Raw genomic sequence first — 20,364 nt, forward strand, 5'->3', positions numbered from 1 at the left:
CAGCCAATGTTATCCCTCCTCATCATCATTTTATTACGGTGCCTATTTGCTCTCCTTCTACCACCTTTTTAATGTTATGCGATTTATCCAATCCAAACACTATTATAGGTATCTTATTATCCATACACAAGGATATAGCGGTAGCATCCATAACACCTAGACCCTTGTCCAACACCTCTATGTAATTGAGACTATCGAGCTTACAAGCATCTTTGTCTTTTTTAGGATCGGCATCATATACGCCATCTACGTTTTTAGCCAGCAAAATAACCTCTGCATCGATTTCTGCCGCTCGCAATGCCGCTGTTGTATCTGTAGAGAAGTATGGATTACCGGTACCACATGCAAATATAACTATGCGTCCTTTTTCAAGATGCCTCACCGCCCTACGGCGTATATACGGCTCCGCTATCTGACGCATTTCTATAGCCGTCTGAACCCTGGTCTGCTCGCCTTTGCGCTCCAGTATATCCTGAAGGGCCAGGGCGTTTATTACAGTAGCAAGCATTCCCATATAATCTGCCGTGGTTCTATCCATCTCTTGATCATTTCTTCCTCGCCATATATTACCTCCTCCTACTACTATGGCTATTTCTACTCCCATATTTTTTACTTCTATTATCTGATCGGCCACAATATTCAACATGGTTTCATCTATTCCATAGCCTTTATCACCGGCTAATGCTTCTCCGCTCAGCTTTAGCATAATACGCTTATATTTTGGAGACGACAAATCTAACTTCCTCCTTAATTTTTATGACTATTTTACCTTATAACCGCGCCATTCTTAAAAAAAGGAACACAGGTGTTGTGTTCCTTTTTTTGTTTCGCATCTTTCAAAATTAACAGCTAGCTACTTTTTCCAAACCTTCGCCCATTTCATACCGAGTAAAACGGCGTATATTTATATTTTCGCCGAATTTGGTTATCTGTTCCATAACAAGATCCTTTACGGCGTGATCGGTATCACGTATAAACGGCTGCTCCAATAGACATGCTTCTTTATAAAATTTATCTATGCGGCCCTCTATGATTTTATCTAAAATATTTTCGGGCTTACCTTCATTGATAGCTTGCTGCCTTAATATCTCTTTTTCTTTTTCCAGGACATCGGCCGGCACATCCTCTTTGGATACATACCGTGGATTAGCTGCCGCTATTTGCATAGCAATATCATGCACAAAAGAACGAAATTCTGCAGTGTTAGCCACAAAATCGGTTTCGCAATTAACCTCTACCAGTACACCTATCCTGCCACCGCCGTGAATGTAAGCATCCACTATGCCCTGAGACGCTACACGACCGGCTTTTTTTGCCGCCGCTGCCAATCCTTTTTCTCTTAATATCTCAACGGCACGGTCCATATCGCCATTGGCTTCTATCAATGCACTTTTACAGTCCATCATACCGACGCCTGTTATTTCTCTTAACTCTTTTACCTGTGAAGCTGTTATAGCCATTTTATCCTCCTCATACGTTTATAGGGTTTCAGGTACATCTATAAAGTCATCTGTTTCATCTATTTCATTTTTTGTAATGACATCTTTTTCTGGTTGATCGGCACTATAATCATCCGTGACATCCTGCTCGGGTTGTTCCGGGGAAGACGTCTCCTCATCACCCAATTGCTCGCCTTGTCTTGCTTCCAGTACAGCATCGGCTATCAGCTGACTTATAAGCTTTATAGCACGTATAGCATCATCATTACCGGGTATTACATAATCCACTTCATCCGGATCGCAATTGGTATCTACGATGGCCACTATCGGTATACCCAATATGCGGGCTTCGCTGACCGCTATATGCTCTTTACGGGGATCAACAACGTACATAGCTCCTGGAAGCGATCTCATATTTTTTATACCGCTCAGATTTTTCTCCAGCTTTTCCTTCTCTAGCCTTAGCTTTATAACCTCTTTTTTGGGGAGCATATCGAATGTGCCGTCCTGCTCCATATTTTCCAACTCAGTCAAACGTTGAACCCTCTGACGGATGGTTTTAAAGTTGGTAAGCATCCCACCCAGCCAGCGCTGGTTTACATAATGCATCCCGCAACGCTTGGCTTCTTCCTCTATAGCCTCCTGAGCCTGCTTTTTGGTGCCGACAAACAGTATATCCTGGCCGCTTTCGGCTACCTCTTTTATAAATTTATAGGCTACGTCCAAATTCTTTACCGTTTTCTGAAGATCGATAATATATATGCCGTTCCTCTCGGTAAAGATATAAGGTGCCATCTTTGGATTCCACCGGCGTGTCTGATGACCAAAGTGTACGCCGGCTTCCAAAAGCTGTTTCATTGATACTACTGACATTATATACCTCCTGAATTTAGTTATGCCTCCATCCGGTCATATTCTGCGACAACTTTATCACATAAAGCACTTATCGCCGAATCGCGGATGTGCGTATTTCACGATTAGTAGTATAACATAAAATATTCACCTTTTGCAACTACATATTTTTCAAGGCAAAACTCAACATGCAAACCTTATGTCTACACTGCTCAGTAACACAGTTATAACGCTAAGTACATTATCATGCATCTCGCATACATATATGATACCTTTATATTCCCTTATCTCACGGCCGCTGAATTGCGCCAGAGCTATTAACCGGCTATGCTCTATATCCTCCATTATATTGTTGACAGCAATCTGCTGACTGACAGGCCTTATGCGTTCACGATACCTTTCCACAGCATGATCTGTAACGAATATAGACATTCCAAGCAAGCAATCGCCTTTCTCCGCACGCTTTTGTTTACACTGGCGCCGCAATGACTTTGCTTTAGAATGCACCTCCGCCCCTCCTCTTCTCGATTTATATATTTATAGAAATATTATACCTTTATTTTTAACGTATGGGAATGGTTAGTTAACATCATTTTTTTATGCACTTATATCAAAAAAGCGCCCGAAGGCGCTTTTTTGATATATCAATTGTTCACATTATGCGTGATGGAAGTATAAGGTCCATTAAACCTATTATCAAAGCTGCTATGATGGCAGCAAACAATGTTATGCTCATACCCGGTACCAAAAATTGTGTAAGATATATAATAGCTGTCGCTATTATAAACCCTATTATCCCTCTTCCAAAAGGTGAGGCATCGAGCTTGAATATCTTCTCAATCAAAAAATCCATGATGGCTATAACGATAGCGGCTATCAAAGAGGTGCCTACTCCCATATTTTTGAAACCGGGCACCAACCAAGATGTAATCATCAATACCACCGTCGCTACCACAAACCTTACTATCAAGCCCCACCAATTGATACCTTCATCTTTAGGTTGTTCGGAATTATCGTTCATTTCGTCAGCCAACAAAAATCACCTCCGCATATAGAATATCCGCGTTGGCAATTATTATTCAAAAACTTTTCAAAAAGTTAATATAGAATTTACATTAACTTAACATATGGCCGATATAAGTATGCTATACTTATAACTGTAAGAACACCACAGCCAATACCAAAGCAACAAACCAATATTTCTTAATCTTCCTCCTTTTTATATAACCCCTTTCACGAGGGGTTTATACTTTTTTCACCCTTATCTCCCACAGCCAGACAAACCTGATTCTTACCATGCTCTTTAGCCTGATATAGAGCCTTGTCTGCTTGCCTCAACAGCTCGCGCGTAGTCCAACCGCATTCGGGGTATGAAGCTATACCGAAACTTATAGTAACTGAGATATCATGTCCCTCTTCAGACACCGTAAGCATCTCTATGCGTCTGCGCAAACGTTCCACTATATTATAGGCCTGATTCATGTCGACACCCGGCAGTATAATAACAAACTCTTCCCCACCATACCTGGCTATTATATCGCCCTGCCTCAAATGGTCTTTTAATATAGATGTTACGGCCTTTAATACTTTGTCACCGGCTATATGGCCATAAATATCATTTATCTTCTTGAAATCGTCTATATCGCCAATTGCTATGGTTAAAGGGTATTTGCCTTTAGCTTTGTGTAATTCTTCTTCAAAAGCTTCTTGAAAATACATCCTGTTATGCACCTGTGTAAGGCCGTCCAATATAGCCATTTTATGCATCCGTTCATATAATCTGGAATTCTCCAAAGATATGCCTAAATTATCGGCAATTATCTTAAGCAGTCTCAATTGATCCTCAGTCAAGGCATCAAGGCGCTCTTGCTCCACCAATATCATACCGCAGCGTTTGCCTCGTATAGACAATGGCACACATATAAAAGAGTTTATGCTAGGATCACTTAATGTAAAGTCTCGATTGAATTTGTGATTTTTAAGTATCGCACCCTGCTCCTCCAGACAAAGCCAAAGCACATGACTATCATTCTCAAGGAAAGCCTTTATTTTATCCGGTTCCATGTTACTGGCTTTGACCGATAATGAATTTTTTTCTTCATCGAACAACAGTATAGAAGAATAAGTAGGACCTATAACGCCTAATATGACGTCATTTACCGTATTGAGCAAGCGATCGGTATCAAGTATGGAGCTTATAGCGGTATCCACTTGCTGTAACATATAAAATTCGGCTATGGTTTTGCGCAATTGATCGTTCGTCTGCTCTAATTCATGTTGCTTATTTTCATAGTTGCTTACTATCCTTAAACTGAAAATAGCTATAGAAGCCGTCATCAAAATATAAAATAAAGCTGTGACTAATTGAATCAACATACCCGGTTTAGCGCTATAGTGGGATAAAAATACCATTATGTAAAATACCATGCTTATGCTCAATACCGCATAACCTATTCGGCTGCCCATAGCCATAGCGCTGGCTAATATCAATATCGAATAGAAAAAGACAAACGGGGTTTGATAACCTTCGATGAGCATAAAAACGGCTATACACGCCGCGTCAATCACGCGCATGCCTAAGAATAACGCTTTGCTGTCTGTAGTCAAATGTCTGCTCATGCGGCTTTTCAGTAAGGCTGATATCAATACAAGCAATATGGCCCACATATAATAGTCAAATTTTACGTTGCCACGCAACGCAATAAAAGCATATATAAAGGCCACGGCCATTATATAGAGTTCTATTAGTATAATCCTATTTTCTAATCCTCTAAGCTCATCCATCTATAACCCCGCTTCGCTATTATAAAAATCACAATACTGCCTCAACCTACATTCATCGCATTTTGGCTGCCTAGCTCTGCAGACATTTCTACCATGATATATAAACCAGTGATGTGCCTGCGACCACAATACCCGGGGTATACATGCCATCAATTCTTTTTCCGTACCAAGAGGCGTAGAGCTTTTTGCCAATCCTAATCTGTGTGTTACTCGAAAAACATGTGTATCCACTGCTATAGCAGGCCTGCCGAACGCGTTGCTCACCACTACGTTGGCCGTTTTGCGTCCCACACCGGGAAGCTTTTGCAACTCATCCGGATCACTCGGCACCTGCGATCCATATCTTTCTACTAATATCTTGCTCATATTTATGATGTTTAGGGCTTTAGTCCTATAAAGACCGCAACTCTTTATTTCCTCTTCCAGCGTTTGAGGCTCCAATGCCGCAAAATCTTCCGGCGTTTTATATTTCCCAAATAGTTTGCCGGTTACTTTATTCACCTGCTTATCGGTACTTTGCGCTGATAATATAGTAGCGATCAGCAATTCAAAAGCATTGGAATATACCAGAGCCGTTTTTGCCTGAGGATAGCAGTCAGCCAGTATATCCAGTATATGCTCTATATCATCTCTTGTCTTCAAACTTTAATCTCAACTTCCTTCTGTTGCAAAATGCAGCAATATATCTAAGTTTCATTATACCATAGAAATATATTAAAATGGTAGCGTTTATTTCAATATTTTATTATATGCCTCCAATGTTTTTTGAGCGGCCTTATCCCACGTAAAATGCGACAATACATGCTCGGAAAGCCTGTTGCTTTTAGGCGTGCTTAGTGCATCCAGCAAAGCTGCCTTTATACTATTTATGTCGTTCGGATTACAATACCATGCCATATCGTTGAAATACTCGTTGGTGCCACCGCGATCGGTGATCACTATATTGCATCCGGCCATAGCTGCTTCAAGGCTGGCCAACCCTGGGGTTTCAAAAAAGCTGGGCTGCGCATGCACCTTAGCCGCGGCATATGCCGAAGCCAATTTCTGCTGTGGCATAAATGGCATATAATAAACTTTATTTCCGGCCGAAAGGCATTTCTGGGCGTAGCCGCCATCGCTTACTGAGCCTATGAGCACCAGCGGTATGTCTATATCCCTCATCGCTTTTATAAGAGCCAATTGATTTTTGCGGGGCGACAAGCGACCAACACATAATACAAAATTATATACGGCATGGGCATTTACAAAATCCGATGCGTCCGCTTTGGCAAAAGCAGCATCGGCTCCATTCGGCACTATCTCATAAGGCGTATTAACGCCATATTGTTCCTTTATTAATTGCATTTCAGCCATCGAATTAGGCAACAAAATATCAGCTTTATCCATGGCATACTTTCGCAATGGGTAAGCTCTGTTCCATATCTCCAGCTTGCTTTTAGGCGACCCGGTATTATTATAGTATTCGCTCATGTCCCAATATATAGTTGACAACGCTATAGACTTATGCTGTTGTAGAGCGTTTAAAACAAAATTATACGTCTCGGCTATACGGGTTGTGTTGAAGATATGCACTACATCATATGTTTCAAGATAAGCATTTGTATCCACGTTTATATCTACATCCACTCCCAATTGTTCCAAACATTTTTTTGTATTTAGCAATTGGATGCTATCGCCCGCGACATTGTTCTCGAAATCCGGCCTTATTTGAAACAATACTTTCATGTTAGCCTCCTAATACACCATGCTGGTGAACTATGGTATCCATATGCACCATTGATTAAAACGATTAAAAACATAATATATCATACTGTATTTCAATCTATTTAAGCCATAACATATAATATGCCCGGTTGCGGCTCAAATAGACATTTGCTGTATCGTTTAATAATTGTTACAATTATGTTAAAAATATTAAGCAATTATTGCGAATCGCTTAATCCGCGCATACGCGCGGAGCGGGGGAACCAATTTATACAGGGGCTAATCCACTAATGTGGTAGGGAATCCTTTGTCCCGAACCCGTCAGCTAACCCCGTAAGCGAAGAAAGGAGAGATTCTCATTAAATCTATAAAAAACATATTGTTGTCCGCCGGCATAGCCGGTGCCATGGCTTTATTCGCCTTTATGCCGGCGTCTAAAGCAGCCCAGACCTACACGGTGCGATACAGTGCTCCGTCAAGGTATCATATAACAACCGCCGATAATATCGCTTCTGTACGATATGCCGTCATACGCAACGTCAATGAAACATACAATACAGCAATACCGGATTCGTCGAGCACAAAGCCTGTTGCCCAACAACCGCTTACTGTATCGTACCCCAATACATCGAGCGCTCCAAAGCCATCAACGCCTGCCGCACCTGCTGCTGGTGATACCGAGTCCACACCGGTGACGTCCGATGAAGACTATGCGCTGACCTCGGAAGAGAACGAAATGGTAGGATATATAAACGAGGAACGCGTTAAATCCGGTTTAAAAGCCTTGGCCATCGACCCGGAGTTGGCTAGTGTAGCGCGATTAAAAGCACAGGACATGAGGGATAAAAATTATTTCTCCCATACATCGCCTACTTACGGCTCACCCTTTGATATGATGAAACAATTCGGTTTAACCTACCGCACAGCAGGTGAGAATATAGCCAAAAACAGCAGTGTTTTAAAGGCTCACCTGGCTTTTATGAATTCGGACGGTCATAAAGCCAATATACTAAACGGCACGTTCACGCATGTAGGCGTAGGTATAGTGGACTATCAAGGCGGTAAAATAGTGGTAGAAATGTTTATAGGCAGATAATCGGCTCAAAGGCGGAAAGCGTGCTTTCCGCCTTTGATACCTTCCATTATGGCTCTTCGTACGGTTCACCGGTAAACTGCGGGGGGAAGAAATCCGGCAATGGCTGCGTCATAAAATCGGCGCAGATATCATCCGGCGATATCTCCTCGCATTCTCTGGGTGCCGGGCAAAAACCCCTAGCTACAATCAGCAATTGGACCTTGCCTATCACTTTGACAACCACAAATACACCTATGGCCAATATCAGGCTGCCATTTACCATCTCCGCCCTCAATATCTGTGAACGGGTTTCTATAACGATATCAAAGCTGAATTCATCAGATGACGTCGGTATATACATAGCAATATCCTTGCTGAAATCCACCGATCCGTTCAGCTCGACATTAGTCGCCGGGCAGGCGCAGTCATCGCGCAATATCGCTGTAAACGGTACTCGGAATACAAAGCGTACCCTTGCGAAGTTAGGCCTGCCGGTGATTGGGGTTATGGTGAGCGTCCCATCTACTATAAAACCCGATTCAAATCGAGTATAAAGATAGGTGAAGGGACCTCCGGTTGGGAGCGCCAGACTGACAGCCGGCTCACATTCCCTCTGGAAACATGAATCATATACTTTATCCGCTATTATGCATTCTGTTGGAAGCCCCTCGTAGGGTTCCTGCATAATAGTAAATAAATCGTTTTTATCAGGCATGTATTATACCCTCCCTTTATGGATTATGTTTTCTATGATTAATATACTCCGCCAAGCATATAAGTGTTACAAAATTTATCCTAAATCTTCGCTTATTCACATATAATTCTTATGTGATTACTTATTCACGTCGCATAAGCAAGAGAGGAGGAAATCAGCATGGGGATACAGAATGTCACCAAAGCCCTAATAAAAACCGATGACCGGTTATGGTATATCTACAGCGATAAAAATCGTTTGGAATACCGGTCTGTGGATAATGGCCAATTATCGGCACAAGCCGGGACTATTATTCAAGACGTGCCGCCGGGATTTTCAGCTGATGTAGATGTTAAAGGTCATATACATCTTATATGTCAATCGTCGTCGGGGGAAATATTGTACTTTCATTTCGCCGGGCAACAGTGGGATAAACAAGTGCTTACAAAATACGAGCCTTCGCGTTATTCTATAAAGTATCCAGTGATAAAACTCCTAGGCAAAGACATACATGTATTTTTCGCCATGGGCAATCTATACAACAGCATCGACTGGACGTTGTACCATTACTTCTGGCATAATGGTCAATGGAAGACGCTTAAAATAGGTCATATCAATCTCGGCCGTCTTATGAGCCAGTTTCAGGTGGATTTTGACCTCAACGGTAATATACATATAATATACCGGGATAAGGATCAAAAGAGCTACGCTATATATCATGCGGGTTTCGATAATGAATTCGGGATATGGTCGTCACCCGAAGCCATCACATCAGGTGACAAAAGTCCGGGCTATCCTGCCTTTTTGATACATGGCAATATGATGCATATTGTATGGAATAACGTATATAAAAACCATATATGCGTAGAGTATGGTTCTATAGATTTAGACAGAGAAAAAAACAAGGTTATAAAAAAATCAAGCGTTATATCGCCTGAAGGCATCGATGCCATGCGTCCCATTATATCCTACGCTGACCAAAAGCTATGGATTACGTGGTTAAACGGCGGGGATATATATAGCGCCTGCTCGGACGACAGCGGGAACACATGGCAGTATAACGATACGGTACATTTACCGGAAAACACTCAGATCGAATATTTTGCATATATAGACAAAAATCTGCCGTATTTGAACCTTGTTTACGGATATATGAACGGCACAATAAACTCCGTCCCGCCCATATCGTATCAGCAAACGCATGAATATCTATCGGAGGATAAACAGATACGAGCAAGCGCTTTGGATGACACCACAGTCATAGATATGGTCATGGAAAGGATATCGGCACAAGTAAACGAAATAAAAACGCGACAAGCCGATCTGCTTCAATTATTGGTAAACGCAGACCGGCAATATCAGCAAATTCTCGATGCCATAGAACCGCTGGAACAGCTTAATAACGACATAAAGGCCAAAACTTTGCATAAGAAAGGAGTAATAGCTCTATTGAGAAAATGGTTATCAATATGATACCTTAAACCAGCGATTTAAGTTGTCTTTTTGGTAAATACCTATTATCTCTATGCCCAATGCCTTTATAGCCGATGCTACAAGAGAGGTGTCCTTGGCGTAAAACCATAAAGATAAACTGCAACCTTTACCCAAACCTACCGGCGTAGAAGCAATGGCTGCTTTTATACCCCTGGAAAAAAGATAGTTTTCCAGGGCAAAAGCCTGTTGCCTTGAACGCACGACCACCACGCGGTCCATCATAAAGTTCACCTCCGAATCATACCGTCTAAAACATCCGATACCCTTTTTGCCCTTTCGGCCCATGAATTAGCCCTTGCGAATTCCCTCCGTTGCTTTACATGCTCCTCATCATTGCTTTCAATCCAATAAGTTATATTTTTAACAAATTCGTCTGTATTTTTGGAAACCGACACAAAAGGTATATCCTCCAATTCATATATATCGGTACTCACCACAGGCTTGCCGGCGCTTAAATACTCATATAATTTAACCGGATTTACCGCATCGGTCATGCCGCTCTTGCGAAACGGTATCACGCACACGTCAAAGCAGTTTATATAGCATGGCAACTCTTCATACGCCTTTCTCCCAAGGTAATATATATTGCTACCGTGCGCCACATCGGAAAAATTAAAATACAAAGGGCCTATAAAGACAAAATCCCATTGTTTGCATCTATCGGCCACGGATTTTATAAGCTGCCAGTCCAGCCAGGAAGCAATGGCACCGCTGTACCCTATCACAGGTCTTTCTCCATTGGGCATATCACCAGGCCTAGGGTTTTTACCATTTGATGCAAAATGATCATAATCGGCCCCGTTTGGGCATAGATAAACGTGCGGATGGCGTGTCTTATATTCATCACATAGTTTTTTAGACGTCGCAAATATCACATCAGCACGCCGCACCAACTCCGGTATACCATGGGCCCATCCTGCAAAATCCTCGCTGGCATCATCTATAGCGTCAAATACCACCAATCGCTCGCGCAATTTGTCTATATATTTTATATTTGGCGGATAAGTTATCCATAATATTGGTCGTTCTTCCAGTTTGCCTATATTTATACTCACCTTTTTGGTACATACATAGAAATTGGGCTCCACTTCCTGTATGGGTTCATGCTGAGGTATACAAACTGGGGCATTATAAAAAATCACCCTATATTCACCAGTTCGGCATAAATATTTTAATAACTGCTGCGGCCGTTGGTAGAGCCAGTAATAATCTATAGTAGGCGGATATATAATTGTATGCATATTTCCCCTCCTAATCGTATATGTAAAAGGAGGGATGGCATACAGGCTCTATAGTTGAGCCTGATAGCATATATGCAACGATGTGGATTCGGCTATATTTACCGACCGATATGCGACGCGAAGATATCGCCCAAAACGTGCAGGCACCATGGCTTTCATCATGCCCGGCGCTAAGACATCCTCATCGCTGTCATCTATATATGAGCTGTCGTCGGGGCTTATCTGTAGCTTAACCATGGCATCGTTAGCACCGTCATTTTTTATAAAAACCGTGACAATGCTCTGCTGCGATACGTCAAAGGCCTCCGAATATCGCCATTCATCGCCGCTATCTGTCGATAAATATACATTGGTAAAAGCACGCTGAGCCAGATTTACAGAAATAACGGATTGATAGCTGACCTCCAGTATAGGGCGCAGCATCGGGTCATCTGTAGCCTCTTTGCTATATACCCGCTTGGTTTCAAACTGTGTCGACTCGTCGCTTTTGAGCAACAAACCGTAGTTGGGATATAAGCCCATATACCAACCTCTTACCAGCGCCGTCACATCCCATTCGTACCAGCCCGGGCCAAGCACGATAGACTGGCTACCATATACGGTAGGATCAAATGACGGCTGATTATTCCAGGTTACAGTCATCTCATTCCATAACGCGGTAACCCTATAAGGCGTGAATATGCCTTTTACATCCATTCTAGTGACCTCAGCCACATAGAGTCGCATCACGGCCGCTGTTATCCACGTATCAGCCGGCAATGCGGATAGATCAAACTGGATCAAAAGACGATAACGCGACGGCGGATAATATAGTCCCATCCATATAACTTGATCCCAACCTGTATTTGTATTCGGCCTAGCTGTCTCCAGCCCGGCGTCCTTTAACGAAGACTGTATTATAATACTCGGCATATCCCAACACCCTAAACCTTTTGTCCAAGCAACGATTTAAGCATATCCAAGCTCTCGCCGTCGTAAACCTCAAAAGCCTTTATGGAACGCAACAGCTCTTCTCTCGCCAGAACGCTATAGCCGTACCTATAATAGAGCTTACCGAGTTGCATCAACACGTCGTCGCTGTCTATAAGGTTAAGCAAATTGAGGGCGCGTTCAAACAGTTCAAATCTTTTAAAGCCCAGCAGCCTATCCAGTATTTCAAAGATGATTTTTTCATATTCACGAGATGACTCGTCGCCACCGGACAATGCCTGTATCGCATCGCTCTGCTTTAAGATGGCAAAAAACGCCTTATACACATCTATAATGTGGCTGGGCAGCGATTGCTGTTCCATAAAATATATGGCTACTTCGGCATCCTCCCATTGCTGCTGCATCCAGAAACACCATACTATATCCTTCAATGCCGCAGGATAATACGGTATATCGGACGGTATATCGATCAAGCACCTATAGGCCTCTTCAAACCTATCCAAATGCATGAGACACTGCGCTTTCAAATAAAGGAATTTAGGAGAAAGCTCTATATCTTGAGCAGCTTTTTCGATATAATCGATAGATATATCGTATCGATGCTCGCAAAACAGTATATCTGCTAAAATCAACTTCGAATTAGCCGTACTGTCAAAATATTGTTCTAATTTATTCAATGCCTGCTCAGGCTCCAGCAGCAAGAATAATATATGACCTATTCTATAGATCGGCTCAAGAAAATCCGGTTTTTGCTGTAGTGCGTAAAGATAATGCTTATATGCCATCTCATAATCCTTAAGCTCCTCATATATTTCACCCATAGCGGCATAGGATCGATATCCTCCGACGCCGAGCAAAAATGCGTAAAGCAGTGGGGCCTCGCCCATGTCAACGCACTGTTTAAATCCCCTTAAAGCTTGGGAATACAATCCTAACTGATGATATATATCCGACTTAATATATACGAGATCTGTAAGCTTCGGGAAATCTTTAAGCCCCTTTTGGATTATCTCCAAAGCTTCACCATATCTACCCAACCTTTGGAGACACAATGTCGCTTGTATATATATCTTGGATGCATAGCCCAGATGAGGGTTTAAATCTTTAAGAACCTCCTTATATAAATTTAAGGCCTTCTCATAGTTGCCTAAAGCAAAATATTCATTACCAAGATTATACATAATAAACGCTTCACCCGGATAACGTACTAACTGTTCTTCCAATATGGCTATATTTCGCTGCCTTTTATGCTGCTTTTCCACATTATAGCGCAAATAACCGTAATGGTATACCCTTACATCGGATATTCTAAGCTTAGCCTCCGGATTAACACGCGTGATCACAGAGGCCAATTGTTCGTGTATAGCACCTATAAATCTGTATTGTTCGCAATTTCGCACTAATTTCAGGTTCAGGTTGCTGACCACATCGGAACCGGCGTACTCCCCTATATAACTCAGAACTTGAAAGAAATAACCTTCGGCGTCCTCATGCGTCAGACCGATTACTTTTCGGCAATCCTCTTCGACCAGCTCCTCGTCAGCGTCCATAAGCAATATCCATTCCCCATTAGCTTTATCCATAGCTACATTTCTCGCTTGACTGAAGTCATTATTCCAAGGCACCTGATATACTTTACATCCGAAGTCCCTGGCTATATTTATGGTGGTGTCCGAAGAACCGGTGTCTACTACGATCATTTCATCGACAATACCTTTAACACTGGTAAGGCACCTGGCAAGGCTATCCTGCTCATCCTTTACTATCATGCAAAGGCTTATTAATGGCTTTGACATAAATAAACCCCCAATAAATCCTTCAGGGGATAGCTTTTATCCCCTGAAAGTCAATTTATCCTCTTTTTATACTATATGGGAAACTGTTTTATTAAGTGATTAAACCTGGCCATTAAAATAAAATTCGGCCGTAGCGGTGTCCGTGCCACTATCATAATAAACCCTCGTATAGCGCAGGAAATTCTTTGCCACCAATACCGCTTTTTGACCGGCCTCTACGCTTACAGGACCGCTGCCATCATCGACAAAGTAGGCGTCTGTCTCGGTAGGGCTTATTTGCAACTGAACCGTTATGGCAGCCTCACCGGTATTGTTGACATAAAAACTATACAGCGAATACTGCGAGGTGTCTGTCTGCAACACCGTACCAGTACCTACCACCCCATCTATACCAGTATTGGTTTCGGTAAAAGCCCTGGCTCCCAGCTCTACGCTGTCAGCGGCAGCTGTCAACGGACGTATATCGAAGTCGGTAGCCGTCACTGTCACTACATCGGCGTCTGTCAGTGGACGTATATCAAAGGCTATGGCGGTTACCGTTACCACATCGGCATCTGTTAACGGACGTATATCAAGGTCGGTAGCCGTTACTGTCACTACATCGGCGTCTGTCAGTGGACGTATATCAAAGGCTATGGCGGTTACCGTTACCACATCGGCATCTGTCAGCGGACGTATATCGAAGGCTGCCGCAGTCACCGTTACAGAGCCCAGATCCAATCGCCCATCCGTAGCGGTTAATATAGGCCTGGCAATACCGCCGCCATCCACACCGTTAATAGTGGTCTGCAATTGGCTGGCCACATTGTTGAATACAAGATTATTGGGCATATATTCTCATCACCTATCATCATAAATTAGATATACCGCTGTCATGTCAAAGGGACGGGAGGGTATTACTCAATCCAGCAGTATATCTAATATATATATATGCATAAGGATATAAAATGGGATATACTTTACGCAAAAAATTTCACTGCCTCAGAGATATAGTTAAAAGAAGGGTATTTTACCGATATTCAAACGATATATTCTAAGATGTGCTCCACCAGTTCGCCTTTTGATTCAAACTCATCTACATTAAACCAACGTATGTTTTTATCCCTGTTAAACCATGTCCATTGGCGCTTGGCCAGCCTGCGCGTATTGCGCTTTATCAACATAACCGCCTCATCCAATGTGCATAATCCCTTCAAGTACGCCAACAGCTCTTTATAGCCGACTGCCTGCATAGCCACCGGATTATCAGCATAGCCGTTAGCTTTAAGCCACTTTACCTCTTCGAGCAGCCCTTTTGCCATCATGGCATCGACGCGCTGCTCTATCCTGTTGTAAAGACGTTGGCGGTCCATAGTGAGGCCTATCATAACAGCATTATAACGCGGCGGCACGCTTTTTGAACGCTGCTGATAATACGATATCGGCCGTCCCGTCTTATAGTATACCTCCAGCGCCCGTATTATCCGCTTAAGATCATTGCGGCTTATTCTTGCTGCCGCATCGGGATCTACACTGGCCAACTCGTCGTATAAGGCATCAGCCCCGTATTCCCGAGCTTTATGCCGCAAATTTTCCCGCAATTCCGCATCAGGCGCACCTTCGCTGAAATCCAGATTATATACCATAGAATTTATATACAATCCTGTGCCCCCCACCAGCATAGGCATGCGTCCATGGGCTATTATTTCATCTATGCATTGTTCGGCCATGCGTTGGAATAGTGCAACGCTAAAAGCCTCGTCGGGCGTTACCACATCTATCATATAATGCGGTATACCCTTTCGCTCCTCCGGCGTCGGTTTAGCCGAACCTATATCCATATATTTATATACCTGTGTCGCGTCGGCCGATATAATAGAACCGTTTATCCTTTGCGCGACTTCTATGGCAACGTCGGTCTTTCCCACAGCGGTAGGCCCCACTATAACTATCAACGGTTTTTGCATTACTGAACCCTCTTGAACATTTTCTCCAACTCATATTTGCTTATGCTGCGCACTATGGGACGCCCATGCGGGCAGGTAGGCGGCACGTTGCCAGATAATATCTCGCCCGCAAGACGTATTATTTGGGATTGATCCAAATGGTCATGCGCTTTAACAGCACTCCGACAGGCCATCATCATAACCTCTTCGCGGCGATAGTCGTAAGGGCTGTGCGCATCAAATAATCTCATACCATCTATTATATCCTTCAATAGGCCTTCGGCCCTGGGCCGGCCGAATAACACCGGCACCGCTCTCAATACATAGGTATCGGAATCGAATTCCTCTATTTCAAAACCCATCGAGCGCAATAGCTCCATATTATCCTCCAAGAGCTGTCGCTCTTGAGGCGTAATGTCCAGCACCAACGGTGAGACCAGATATTGGAGCTCTAAATGCTGTTTTTGCAGCATACTCATATATTGCTCGTATAATATGCGTTCATGAGCCGCATGCTGATCTATAATATAAAGTTGGTCGGTTTTTTCTATTAACAAATATGTGGAAAACAGCACGCCTATCACGCGCATAGAGGGCGCCTCATAAGCTCCTCTGTCATCGTTAACTTTATCTATGGATGCAAAATTCTGTTGATGATAGGAACGCCCGTTGTCTACCCATGGCAGTACAGGCTGTCGATCAAGGTTTCTCTCAGTCTGGGCTTGTTGTCCATCTTCTCGCACAGGTTCAATAATACCATTATCCTGATCCTGTTCACTCGACATACCGTCGCCACTCAGTGCCCGCTTTATGGCATGGAAAAAAACCGCAGCTACCCGCCTATCATCCGTAAAACGCACCTCGGTCTTGGCAGGGTGTACGTTTACATCCACATCATGCGGATCCAGCGTTATATTGATGACACACATAGGAAAACGGTTGACCATTATTAGCGTGCTGAAGGCCTCTTCCAATGCTCTGGACAGAAGCGGCGAACGTATATACCGACCGTTTACAAAAAACGTTTGAAATGCTCGGTTGGCTCGGGCCGTATCGGGAGAGCCTATATAACCGTTTATCTCTATACCTTCCCATTCGTATTGCACAGATATCATCTTTTTAGCTGTTTCATGACCATATACGGCTGCTATGGCCTCATCGAGATGGCCGGTACCCGGCGAATACAGCACCTGCTTGCCGACACTCAAATATCTGAATGATAAATGTGGGTATCCTAGTACAAATCTGTCAATGATATCCTTTATGCGCGACGCTTCGGTCTTAGGACTTTTTACATATTTAAGCCGCGCAGGAGTATTGTAGAACAAATCAGATACCGTCACGGACGTACCTCCCGGCCTGCCTATTACTCCTTGAGATATGAGCTTCCCGCCCTCGATCTCCACAAATGTCCCTTCGCTGGAGCCCTGCCTTACCGTTTCCATTCTGACCTTAGACACAGCCGCTATGCTGGCCAGCGCCTCTCCCCGAAATCCAAGCGTAAATATAGCCTCAAGGTCGTCGGCTCGAGCTATCTTGCTGGTAGCATGGCGTTCAAAAGCCAAAACAGCGTCCTCCCGCTCCATACCTTCTCCGTTATCGGTAACGCGTATAAGAGTCATGCCCCCATTTTCTATCTCTACGGTAATGGCTGTGGCAGCGGCATCTATAGAATTTTCCACCAATTCTTTTACCACCGAAGCAGGGCGTTCCACTACCTCGCCTGCAGCTATTTTGGAACGCGTATCTTGATCCAGCACGTGAATATATGCTATAGCGCCTCACCCGCCTTTTTATCATATATATCCAACACCTGGCTCTGTATATCGTGCAGAACATTCAAAGCCTCTATAGGCGTCATCGAGTTTACGTCTAATCCTTTTATATACGCCATTATACCGTCTATTTTATAAGAGAATATATCCATTTGTTGCTTCAACTTAAGCTTGGGTCTATCTTTAACGCCCAGTATATTACCGCTTATTGATTTTTTATTTATATCGGAGGCATTCAATATATCCAGTATCTCTCTGGCACGGTCTATGACATCCTGAGGCAAACCGGCCAGCCTGGCGACTTGTATACCAAAGCTCCTGCCGCTGCCCCCACGCATTATCTTCCTTAGGAAGATGACATCATCACCATGTTCTCTCACGGATATATAATAATTCTTAACGCCCGTCAATCTGCCTTCAAGCTCGGTAAGCTCATGATAATGAGTAGCAAAGAGGGTCTTAGCGCCTAAGCGCCCAGGGTCGGCCACATATTCTATAACGGCCCATGCTATACTTAAGCCGTCGAACGTGCTAGTTCCACGGCCTATCTCATCCAATATGAGTAGGCTTTTTGCGGTGGCATTATGGAGTATATGGGCTACTTCGGTCATCTCCACCATAAATGTGCTTTGGCCGGTGGACAGGTCATCCGACGCCCCCACCCGCGTGAATATGCGATCGACTATACCTATTTCGGCCATATCAGCCGGCACAAAGCTGCCTATCTGAGCCATAAGCACTATCAACGCTACCTGTCGCATATATGTGCTTTTGCCTGCCATATTGGGACCGGTAATTATACATACCATATCCTCGCCATTATCGAGCAGCGTATCGTTGGGTACAAATGTATGAGGCGGCAACACTTTCTCCACCACGGGATGTCTGCCATTTTGTATCACTATACGCTGCCCTTCATTTAACACCGGCCGCACATAATGATTTTCAATGGCAGCATCGGCCAGCGAACACAGGCAGTCCAGCTCGGCTATTGCAGATGCGGTCTGCTGAACGCGCTTTATATGCCCCACCACCGTATCGCGTATATCGGCGAATATCTGATACTCTAAGGCCACCAATCGTTCTGATGCGCTGAGTATCTTATTCTCCATCTCCTTCAATTCCGGCGTGATATAGCGCTCGGCATTGGCCAGCGTTTGCTTGCGTATATAATCGGCCGGTACCATATCGTAATACGATTTAGTTACTTCTATATAATAACCAAATACCTTGTTGTAGCCGACTTTAAGCGACTTTATGCCGGTCCTGTCGCGTTCCTGCTGTTCCAGACGACTTATCCATTGACGGCCATTATGCGATATATCGCGCAATTCATCGACCGACTGGTCATACCCATCTTTTATTATATTTCCATCTTTTACAGATAAAGGCGGATCATCGGCTATAGCTTTATCTATAAGGGTATAGATGTCATCCATAACATCTATGCGCTGCCCCAATGTTTTCAACCGCGCCGCCTTGCCTTGTAGCGCAAGCTCATTCAAACGCGGCAATCTGCCAAGAGACTGTTTGAGCGCTATAAGGTCGCGGGCATTTATATTGCCATATACCGCTTTGCTCATCAATCGCTCTATATCGTATATGCCGGATAATGCCTCTTTTATATCATCCTTCCACAATGGCTGATTTGCCATGGCCTCTACGGCCTCCTGCCGTTCATTCAATGCATTTATGTTCAAAAGGGGCTGCTCTATCCAAGACTTGAGCATACGCCCACCCATAGCCGTAGACGTATGATCCAACACCCACATAAGTGTACCCTTGTGGCTGCCGCTGCGCATAGTCTCGCATAATTCGAGGTTGCGGCGGGTAGCCGCATCGAGTATCATATATTGCTGAATATGGTAAACCTCTATCCCGCCTATATTGGCAAGAGCGGTCTTTTGTGTTTCTATAAGATATGATATGAGCGATGCCAGGGCGCATACCGCCTGCGGCATTTCCTCTTTGGATACGTAATCCAAAACGTCGGCGCTCATATTGGCCTCCAGCATGGCATAGGCCTTATCGACATCGTCAAATTCAACGCTGCAATGTCCCGGCTTTATATCTAGGCGCTGTTGAACGGTCTTGAGCATACCGGCCTGATCAAAGAAAGGCTCATTGGCCATCATCTCGGCAGGTTGTATACGCGCCAATTCATCAGCCAGGCCAGCCGTCTGCAACTGCGTGATGCTGCACCGACCGGTAGATATATCCACAAAGGCTATGCCGCAGTTATCGCCATTGACATGAGCGCACAAGAGATAGTTGTTCTCCTTTTCATCGAGCATAGAACCATCTGTTATGGTGCCCGGCGTGATTATGCGTATGACATCGCGCTCCACCAACCCTTTGGCTAGCGCTGGGTCCTCCATCTGTTCACATATGGCGACTTTATAACCTTTCTCCACCAGGCGTGCTATATAGGTATCGACAGCATGATACGGCACGCCGCACATGGGCGCCCTCTCCTCCATGCCGCAATCACGGCCGGTAAGCGTCAGCTCTAGCTCTTTAGAAGCCAACACAGCGTCGTCGAAAAACATCTCATAGAAGTCCCCCAAGCGGAAAAACAACAGACAATCCTTATAGCGTTCCTTTAGCTGTAGATATTGCTGCATCATAGGCGTAAGCGAGGCCATCAAGCATCAT

At 43.9% G+C, this 20,364-nt stretch carries 19 protein-coding genes and 1 riboswitch; of the genes, 2 read left to right on the top strand and 17 right to left on the bottom strand.

Annotation, left to right across the window (positions count from 1 at the left end; all coding sequences use genetic code 11):
* Window positions 1-25: 25 nt before the first annotated feature.
* The 8 genes from pyrH to MAHAU_RS09555 all read right to left on the bottom strand — a co-directional run bounded on the left by pyrH (window position 26) and on the right by MAHAU_RS09555 (window position 6,800).
* Window positions 26-733 (bottom strand): UMP kinase, encoded by a 708-nt coding sequence (pyrH, locus tag MAHAU_RS09520; RefSeq protein WP_013781516.1) that lies wholly within the window; start codon window positions 731-733, stop codon window positions 26-28.
* Window positions 734-842: 109 nt separating this feature from the next.
* Window positions 843-1,460, bottom strand: coding sequence for a translation elongation factor Ts (gene tsf / locus MAHAU_RS09525; protein WP_013781517.1), 618 nt, complete (start codon window positions 1,458-1,460; stop codon window positions 843-845).
* Window positions 1,461-1,478: 18 nt separating this feature from the next.
* Entirely contained in the window at window positions 1,479-2,312 is an 834-nt protein-coding gene (gene rpsB / locus MAHAU_RS09530) for a 30S ribosomal protein S2 (protein ID WP_013781518.1), read from the bottom strand.
* A 162-nt stretch (window positions 2,313-2,474) separates the two neighbouring features.
* Window positions 2,475-2,798, bottom strand: coding sequence for a hypothetical protein (locus MAHAU_RS09535; protein ID WP_013781519.1), 324 nt, complete (start codon window positions 2,796-2,798; stop codon window positions 2,475-2,477).
* Between the two features lie 145 nt (window positions 2,799-2,943).
* A complete protein-coding gene (locus MAHAU_RS09540; protein WP_245543910.1) occupies window positions 2,944-3,324 on the bottom strand; it encodes a phage holin family protein in 381 nt (126 codons plus the stop codon).
* A 200-nt stretch (window positions 3,325-3,524) separates the two neighbouring features.
* Window positions 3,525-5,075, bottom strand: coding sequence for a sensor domain-containing diguanylate cyclase (locus tag MAHAU_RS09545; protein WP_013781521.1), 1,551 nt, complete (start codon window positions 5,073-5,075; stop codon window positions 3,525-3,527).
* Complete coding sequence (nth, locus tag MAHAU_RS09550; protein ID WP_013781522.1) at window positions 5,076-5,717, bottom strand: endonuclease III; 642 nt, start codon at window positions 5,715-5,717, stop codon at window positions 5,076-5,078. It abuts the gene before it with no gap.
* An 87-nt stretch (window positions 5,718-5,804) separates the two neighbouring features.
* Window positions 5,805-6,800: a glycosyltransferase family 4 protein gene (locus tag MAHAU_RS09555; protein ID WP_013781523.1), complete on the bottom strand. Its 996-nt coding sequence runs from the start codon at window positions 6,798-6,800 to the stop codon at window positions 5,805-5,807.
* A 198-nt stretch (window positions 6,801-6,998) separates the two neighbouring features.
* A riboswitch (cyclic di-AMP (ydaO/yuaA leader) is annotated at window positions 6,999-7,134 on the top strand.
* A 27-nt stretch (window positions 7,135-7,161) separates the two neighbouring features.
* Here MAHAU_RS09555 and MAHAU_RS09560 point away from each other — a divergent pair.
* Entirely contained in the window at window positions 7,162-7,875 is a 714-nt protein-coding gene (locus tag MAHAU_RS09560) for a CAP domain-containing protein (RefSeq protein ID WP_049783358.1), read from the top strand.
* A 46-nt stretch (window positions 7,876-7,921) separates the two neighbouring features.
* On the opposite strand, the gene MAHAU_RS09565 is transcribed toward MAHAU_RS09560, so the two are convergent.
* Window positions 7,922-8,569, bottom strand: coding sequence for a hypothetical protein (locus MAHAU_RS09565; protein ID WP_013781525.1), 648 nt, complete (start codon window positions 8,567-8,569; stop codon window positions 7,922-7,924).
* A 159-nt stretch (window positions 8,570-8,728) separates the two neighbouring features.
* Between MAHAU_RS09565 and MAHAU_RS09570 the strand changes: the two genes are divergently transcribed.
* The gene (locus MAHAU_RS09570) at window positions 8,729-10,021 is read left to right on the top strand and encodes a hypothetical protein (protein WP_013781526.1); all 1,293 of its coding nucleotides are present in this window, start codon (window positions 8,729-8,731) and stop codon (window positions 10,019-10,021) included.
* Here the strand turns inward: MAHAU_RS09570 and MAHAU_RS09575 are convergent.
* The 8 genes from MAHAU_RS09575 to mutS form a co-directional block, all read right to left on the bottom strand.
* On the bottom strand, window positions 10,013-10,264 hold the full coding sequence (locus tag MAHAU_RS09575; RefSeq protein ID WP_013781527.1) for a putative Se/S carrier protein: 252 nt from the start codon (window positions 10,262-10,264) through the stop codon (window positions 10,013-10,015). The two genes, MAHAU_RS09570 and MAHAU_RS09575, sit on opposite strands and share 9 nt — an antisense overlap.
* 5 nt (window positions 10,265-10,269) lie before the next feature.
* Entirely contained in the window at window positions 10,270-11,283 is a 1,014-nt protein-coding gene (locus MAHAU_RS09580) for a glycosyltransferase (protein ID WP_013781528.1), read from the bottom strand.
* Window positions 11,284-11,331: 48 nt separating this feature from the next.
* On the bottom strand, window positions 11,332-12,195 hold the full coding sequence (locus tag MAHAU_RS15095; RefSeq protein ID WP_013781529.1) for a DNRLRE domain-containing protein: 864 nt from the start codon (window positions 12,193-12,195) through the stop codon (window positions 11,332-11,334).
* 11 nt (window positions 12,196-12,206) lie between these two features.
* Window positions 12,207-14,009: a glycosyltransferase family 2 protein gene (locus MAHAU_RS09590; RefSeq protein WP_013781530.1), complete on the bottom strand. Its 1,803-nt coding sequence runs from the start codon at window positions 14,007-14,009 to the stop codon at window positions 12,207-12,209.
* 99 nt (window positions 14,010-14,108) lie between these two features.
* The gene (locus MAHAU_RS09595; RefSeq protein ID WP_013781531.1) at window positions 14,109-14,840 is read right to left on the bottom strand and encodes a DUF6385 domain-containing protein; all 732 of its coding nucleotides are present in this window, start codon (window positions 14,838-14,840) and stop codon (window positions 14,109-14,111) included.
* 188 nt (window positions 14,841-15,028) lie between these two features.
* Complete coding sequence (gene miaA, locus MAHAU_RS09600) at window positions 15,029-15,955, bottom strand: tRNA (adenosine(37)-N6)-dimethylallyltransferase MiaA (RefSeq protein ID WP_013781532.1); 927 nt, start codon at window positions 15,953-15,955, stop codon at window positions 15,029-15,031.
* A complete protein-coding gene (gene mutL / locus MAHAU_RS09605) occupies window positions 15,955-17,694 on the bottom strand; it encodes a DNA mismatch repair endonuclease MutL (protein WP_013781533.1) in 1,740 nt (579 codons plus the stop codon). Before mutL ends, miaA begins: the two co-directional genes overlap by 1 nt.
* Before the next feature lie 11 nt (window positions 17,695-17,705).
* The gene (mutS, locus tag MAHAU_RS09610) at window positions 17,706-20,354 is read right to left on the bottom strand and encodes a DNA mismatch repair protein MutS (RefSeq protein WP_013781534.1); all 2,649 of its coding nucleotides are present in this window, start codon (window positions 20,352-20,354) and stop codon (window positions 17,706-17,708) included.
* Between the last annotated feature and the right edge of the window lie 10 nt (window positions 20,355-20,364).

It is taken from the genome of Mahella australiensis 50-1 BON, from assembly GCF_000213255.1.
Classification (GTDB): Bacteria; Bacillota; Clostridia; order Mahellales; family Mahellaceae; genus Mahella; species Mahella australiensis.

Excerpts from the sequence above, each read along its gene's own strand:
- rpsB (WP_013781518.1), bottom strand. The coding sequence starts at position 2,312 with ATGTCAGTAGTATCAATGAAACAGCTTTTGGAAGCCGGCGTACACTTT.
- MAHAU_RS09580 (WP_013781528.1), bottom strand. The coding sequence starts at position 11,283 with ATGCATACAATTATATATCCGCCTACTATAGATTATTACTGGCTCTAC.
- miaA (WP_013781532.1), bottom strand. The coding sequence starts at position 15,955 with ATGCAAAAACCGTTGATAGTTATAGTGGGGCCTACCGCTGTGGGAAAG.
- MAHAU_RS09570 (WP_013781526.1), top strand. The coding sequence starts at position 8,729 with ATGGGGATACAGAATGTCACCAAAGCCCTAATAAAAACCGATGACCGG.
- mutS (WP_013781534.1), bottom strand. The coding sequence starts at position 20,354 with ATGGCCTCGCTTACGCCTATGATGCAGCAATATCTACAGCTAAAGGAA.
- MAHAU_RS09545 (WP_013781521.1), bottom strand. The coding sequence starts at position 5,075 with ATGGATGAGCTTAGAGGATTAGAAAATAGGATTATACTAATAGAACTC.
- MAHAU_RS09555 (WP_013781523.1), bottom strand. The coding sequence starts at position 6,800 with ATGAAAGTATTGTTTCAAATAAGGCCGGATTTCGAGAACAATGTCGCG.
- MAHAU_RS09595 (WP_013781531.1), bottom strand. The coding sequence starts at position 14,840 with ATGCCCAATAATCTTGTATTCAACAATGTGGCCAGCCAATTGCAGACC.
- MAHAU_RS15095 (WP_013781529.1), bottom strand. The coding sequence starts at position 12,195 with ATGCCGAGTATTATAATACAGTCTTCGTTAAAGGACGCCGGGCTGGAG.
- tsf (WP_013781517.1), bottom strand. The coding sequence starts at position 1,460 with ATGGCTATAACAGCTTCACAGGTAAAAGAGTTAAGAGAAATAACAGGC.
- MAHAU_RS09590 (WP_013781530.1), bottom strand. The coding sequence starts at position 14,009 with ATGTCAAAGCCATTAATAAGCCTTTGCATGATAGTAAAGGATGAGCAG.
- MAHAU_RS09575 (WP_013781527.1), bottom strand. The coding sequence starts at position 10,264 with ATGATGGACCGCGTGGTGGTCGTGCGTTCAAGGCAACAGGCTTTTGCC.
- MAHAU_RS09565 (WP_013781525.1), bottom strand. The coding sequence starts at position 8,569 with ATGCCTGATAAAAACGATTTATTTACTATTATGCAGGAACCCTACGAG.